Below are 4,750 nucleotides of genomic sequence, written 5' to 3'. Positions count from 1 at the left end.
CAGCACACGTCGCCGAAGCCGCCTCCCACCTGCTCCGACTCAACGTCGAGAACTACATGGTCCACGTCAACCGCGACGACGGCAGCAGAGTCTTCATGCCCTACGTCGGCGGACTCGACCGCTACGTCGACACATGCGACAAGGTCGCCGCCGACGACTTCACCGGCTTCACCTTCCACTGAACCCCGACACGAACGAACCGACACGCACTGCGCAGTCCCAACAACGAGGAGATAAGCATGAGAATTGGTATTCTGGGCACAGGGCACATAGGACGAACCCTGGTCTTGAAGTTGAGTGCCGCTGGGCACGAGGTGAAGGTGGCAAACTCTCGCGGGCCTGAGACCATCGGACCCGACATTCTGTCCAGTGGTGGACGCGCGGTCACGTCGGCCGAAGCGATGAAGGACGTCGATGTCGCTGTTCTGTCCGTTCCGCTGAACTGTGTCCCGAACATCGCTCCGCTAACCGCACACCTGGGCCCAGACACGGTTGTCGTCGACACCTCGAACTACTACCCGGAACGTGACGGCCGCATCGATGCCATCGATTCCGGTCAGGCTGAAAGCCTATGGGTAGCCCGCAAGCTGGACCGGCCAGTGGTCAAGGCATGGAATGCAATCGGTTCCGACTCCCTTTCGCGATTGGGAACGCCTGCCGGAAGCCCGGATCGTCTCGCGATTCCCGTTGCCGCCGACCGTGAGCAGGATCGTCGAGTGGGGCTGACTCTCGTCGAGGACACCGGGTTCGACGCGGTCGACGCGGGCACCCTGAGCGAGTCATGGCGCCAACAACCGGGCACGCCGTGTTACTGCACAGACCTCACCCGTGAGGAGATGCCGGCGGCGCTCTCCGCCGCTGACCCTTCCCGTTCGTCTAAGCGCCGGGATATTGCATTCGCAGCAGTGATGGAACGGATGAACGGCAGCGGCGCGCGGGATCCCGGCGCCGACTTCCTCGTGCGTCTGAACCGAACGCTGTTCATGTGAATTCTGGGCTGCTCGTCCACTCCACACCCGTTATCCGCAGACTCGTGTGAACCTGCACCAGACGTATTGCGTTGCCCCGGCGCGATTCGGCCACGGGAAATCGATCCGAACGAAGGGGAATCGACCGCCGGTACGCCCGTCGAAGAACCGGGTGGTGACATCGAGCTCGCGGTAGATGCTGAAAGGGAATCACACTCCGGGAAGTATCCGTAGTCGATTCCTGTCACCTACTCGTCGTGCGCCCGCAAAGACACGATATCGACCGTACGCGACGTATACTCTGCGGTGCCCGCAACCTTAACCTAAGCGGTGATGGTCGGCATGGTTGCGCCAGAACCAATTCGCGCGCCCACACAGTTGGCAATGCTGTCGGCGGCACAGAGCAGTACATACTCAGAGGTTGACACGGTCCCCGCCCTGACCGAGCTGAAAGCCCATTTCCTCGTGAGTGGGAACTGCACCTCCTGGTCGGGTTGGACGCGTCGGGGTCGATATCGGCATTCGCGGGCGCAGTTCGCCCAGTCGAGATCGGCGTCCGGGAGTAGCGGCGCAGTGTGTGGCCGCTGTTTCGGAATGTCAGGTTGAAGTACGAGTGCAGTTTTCACCGCATCCCCCGATCGCAGCTTCGGGTGGCAGTGATCCGTCGTGTGCTAGGTYGCTCGATCGGCCGACCTCCGCTCCTTGACAACTCATCTCGCACCAGTTTGCCGATTTCGGGCTCACGCAACGGAACACGGAGCGAAATGGTCGTCGCCTGCGGGAAAGCCCGCCAACACCGTTGTTTGTTACGCCACTGGTGTCAGGCACCCCGGGTTGGCGCGTTTATCAGCTCTGTTGGCGTCCAAACCCGTGCCGGTAGGGCGCCGTCGTCTTTTAACGTGGACGTAGCGAATGTGAGCTGGAACACTCGCCGCGTGGGGCCTCCGACGGGCTTTCCATACGCGAGATCCCGTCCATGCAGCGACTCGGTATCGGCCAGGACCGGTTCGCCAAGAATGCGGCGTCACGAGCATCGAACGATGACCGGATCCTGTTCGACGCCGGGCGCACAATCGCTGCTGCGAGTGCATGCTCGCGCAATCTCACCGACGAGGGTGCTTCCGGCGCCCTTCAACATATCTGGAGACCATCGATGACTGTCCCTGAACTGACCCAGAACGATGTACCGCGCGAGTTCGTCGCCGACCACACCGTCGAACGTTCACAGCGGCCCATCGCGGACGGACCGAACGCATTCAAAGTCGCGATCTTCGGAGCGAACGTGTCCACGGGACAAGGTGGCCTGACTCTCGCCGACAACACGATCAAGCTCGGCAACTGGACAGAGATTCAGAAACTTGCTCAAAAGGCAGACAAGTACGGCGTCGAGGGCTTCATCCCCATTGCCCGGTGGACGGGACTGTCCGGCCCCGAGCGACCCTGGGGACGACAGTTCGAGACCTTCACCTGGGCCGCGGGTCTCGCGGCAGCGACGGAGAACATCCAGATCTTCGCGACATGCCACGTCCCGTTCATCCATCCGCTGATGGCGGCGAAGATGAGCGCGACAGTCGATCACATCAGCGGCGGCCGCATGGGCTTGAACGCCGTCGCCGGCTACCACCAGCCGGAGTACCGGATGTTCGGCGCGGAAATCCCCGGACACGACGAGCGTTACAAGTTGGCGGACGAGTGGATGCGAATCGTCGAGCGCCTGTGGGCCGACGAGGGTGAACAGTTCGAGTTCGACTTCGACGGAGACTATTTCAAGCTCCAGGGTGCGCAGGCCTTCCCCAAGCCTGTGCAAGCGCCCGGTCCCGTGGTGATGAGTGCCGGCTCTAGCCCGGCTGGCCAGCGGTTCGCATTCGACCACGCCAACATCCTGTTCGCCGGAATCTACGACGTGGATCGCGCCAAGCCGGCCGTCACGCAGCTTCGGAAGAACGCAGACGAGGCAGGTCGCGAAGACCTCGMTTTGTGGGCAGGTGTCCACATCGTGTGCAAGGACACCGAGAAGGAAGCCTTGGACTACGTGCAGTACGTGGTCGAGGAAAAGGGCGACTGGGAGAGCGCAGCCCGCTACAAGCAGATCATCGAGTCGGGTGATGCCCGAAGCATCAACTTCGACGAATTCAAGGACGACGAGTCCGTGAAGGCCTTTATGCGGGCGGGTCTCGTTCCGCTGGTAGGTACGCCGGAAATGATTGTAGAAGGGCTTCAGAAGCTCTCCGATGCAGGTATTTCGGGAATCTGCACCGGTCTGGTCGACTACAACGAGGGCTTGGACCGTTTGCACRAGCAGATCTTCCCGCTGATGCGCAGCGCGGGGCTTCGTGCCTGACGTTCAGTTCGAACTTCCGTTCTACGAACGGCAGAAGCAGCAGACAATTCCCGAGGGGATCGCATGACCTTTCCACATCCATCAAAGTTCAACTTGGTAGTCGCGGGTACCACCGATTCAGGTGAGACCGACTTCTTGGAGGTCGGGTCTCCCGCTGTGATCGATTTGCCGGGCGTCGCCAGCGGAGCGTTCTACTGGGCCGTCGAGGGCGAGCACAGCAAAGACAACATCGGCAAGCCCCCCGTTCGTGTCGAATTGGCGGGGCCGAACGGTTCGACCTTTGGTGTGAGCAGCTTCCCGGCACGGTCGGCGGGAAACAACGTCGATATCGATGACCTGGGACCCAGCATGACCGGCACCGGAGACGATGGTGATCCCGCCATGCATGCCAGTGACACCATCGACTACGAGGTGGTGATCTCGGGGAAGGTTGATCTCGAACTCCCCGGTGGGAAGAAGCGCACTCTGGTGCCGGGTGACTTGCTCGTCATGGCGGGCGTACCTCACGCATGGAAGAACCCGTACGACGAGGACTGCGTATACATCGTGGTGACTCTCGGGTTCAACCAGGGCCAGTCGGACGCCTAGTCACACCATCGACCACTCGATCCACAGACCGAACAAGAATGAGAAAAGTCATGTCACAAAACGAAATACATCGACTCGAAAAGGGACTGCAATCATGGGCCTGAGCTCGCCCGGTGCCGCGTTGCGCGAAATCTTCGAGCGGCCCGAAACCGTAGTCATGCCGTTCGGCGCGCTTCCGATTCACGCGCAGATGGCCCAGCACGCAGGATTCGAGGCGTTCGAGCTCTCGGGTGGAATGTCGGCGTGGTGGGCCGAGGGTGCCTCCGATACGGGCTGGCTCACTCTCACTGAAGTGGTAGCGCACGCACGGCGCGTCGCGAGAAGTGTAGACGTACCTGTGTTCTGCGACGCCGACACTGGTTTCGGTGCACCTATCAACGTCCAGAGAACGGTGCAGGAGTTCATCGACGCCGGTGTCGGCGGAATACACATCGAAGACCAGCGGGAGCCGAAGAAGTCCGGGGGAACGACCGGAATCGAACTGGTATCCGACGCGGAGGCGATAGGTCGACTCAACGCGGCGGTCGAAGCTCGGGACCGAGCGGATGCTGATTTCGTGATCGTCGCTCGTACGGACGGATTCGGCGCTGCCGGCGGAGGCCTCGACGAAGCCATTCGGCGTGCACAGCTTTACCGCGCCGAGACCGGCGTCGACGTCATCTTCTTCGAGGGTCCACACACGTGGGAAGAAGCAGAGCTGGCCTTGAAGGAGACGCCCGGGTCGAACTACGTGATCGGGGCACAACTCATCGGTCGACGCACGCTCGCCGAGCTGACCGCGATGGGCCAGGCGATCGAGGCAGTGCCACGCTCGCCGAGCTGACCGCGATGGGCCAGGCGATCGAGGCAGTGC

General features: G+C 61.7%; 4 protein-coding genes and 1 pseudogene. All 5 read left to right on the top strand.

The genetic code is table 11. The annotated features are described in order from the left end of the window. Positions 1 to 182 (top strand): annotated as a pseudogene (locus AC1DWT_RS49585) (cyclohexanone monooxygenase); the annotation flags it as partial. Positions 183 to 239: 57 nt separating this feature from the next. Next, positions 240 to 989 (top strand): NADPH-dependent F420 reductase, encoded by a 750-nt coding sequence (locus tag AC1DWT_RS49580; RefSeq protein ID WP_477926103.1) that lies wholly within the window; start codon positions 240 to 242, stop codon positions 987 to 989. A gap of 1,132 nt (positions 990 to 2,121) precedes the next feature. Then, the gene (locus AC1DWT_RS49575) at positions 2,122 to 3,309 is read left to right on the top strand and encodes an LLM class flavin-dependent oxidoreductase (RefSeq protein ID WP_477926102.1); all 1,188 of its coding nucleotides are present in this window, start codon (positions 2,122 to 2,124) and stop codon (positions 3,307 to 3,309) included. A gap of 156 nt (positions 3,310 to 3,465) precedes the next feature. Next, positions 3,466 to 3,897, top strand: a complete 432-nt coding sequence (locus AC1DWT_RS49570; protein WP_477926101.1) for a cupin domain-containing protein — start codon at positions 3,466 to 3,468, stop codon at positions 3,895 to 3,897. 94 nt (positions 3,898 to 3,991) lie between these two features. Continuing rightward, positions 3,992 to 4,720 carry an isocitrate lyase/PEP mutase family protein gene (locus AC1DWT_RS49565; RefSeq protein WP_477926100.1) on the top strand — a complete coding sequence of 243 codons (729 nt, stop codon included), beginning with the start codon at positions 3,992 to 3,994 and terminating at the stop codon, positions 4,718 to 4,720. Positions 4,721 to 4,750 lie beyond the last annotated feature (30 nt).

This window comes from Rhodococcus sp. P4_B6 (genome assembly GCF_056402215.1).
Note: the sequence above shows the minus strand (reverse complement) of the source record. Positions and strands in the feature narration are given on the sequence as shown.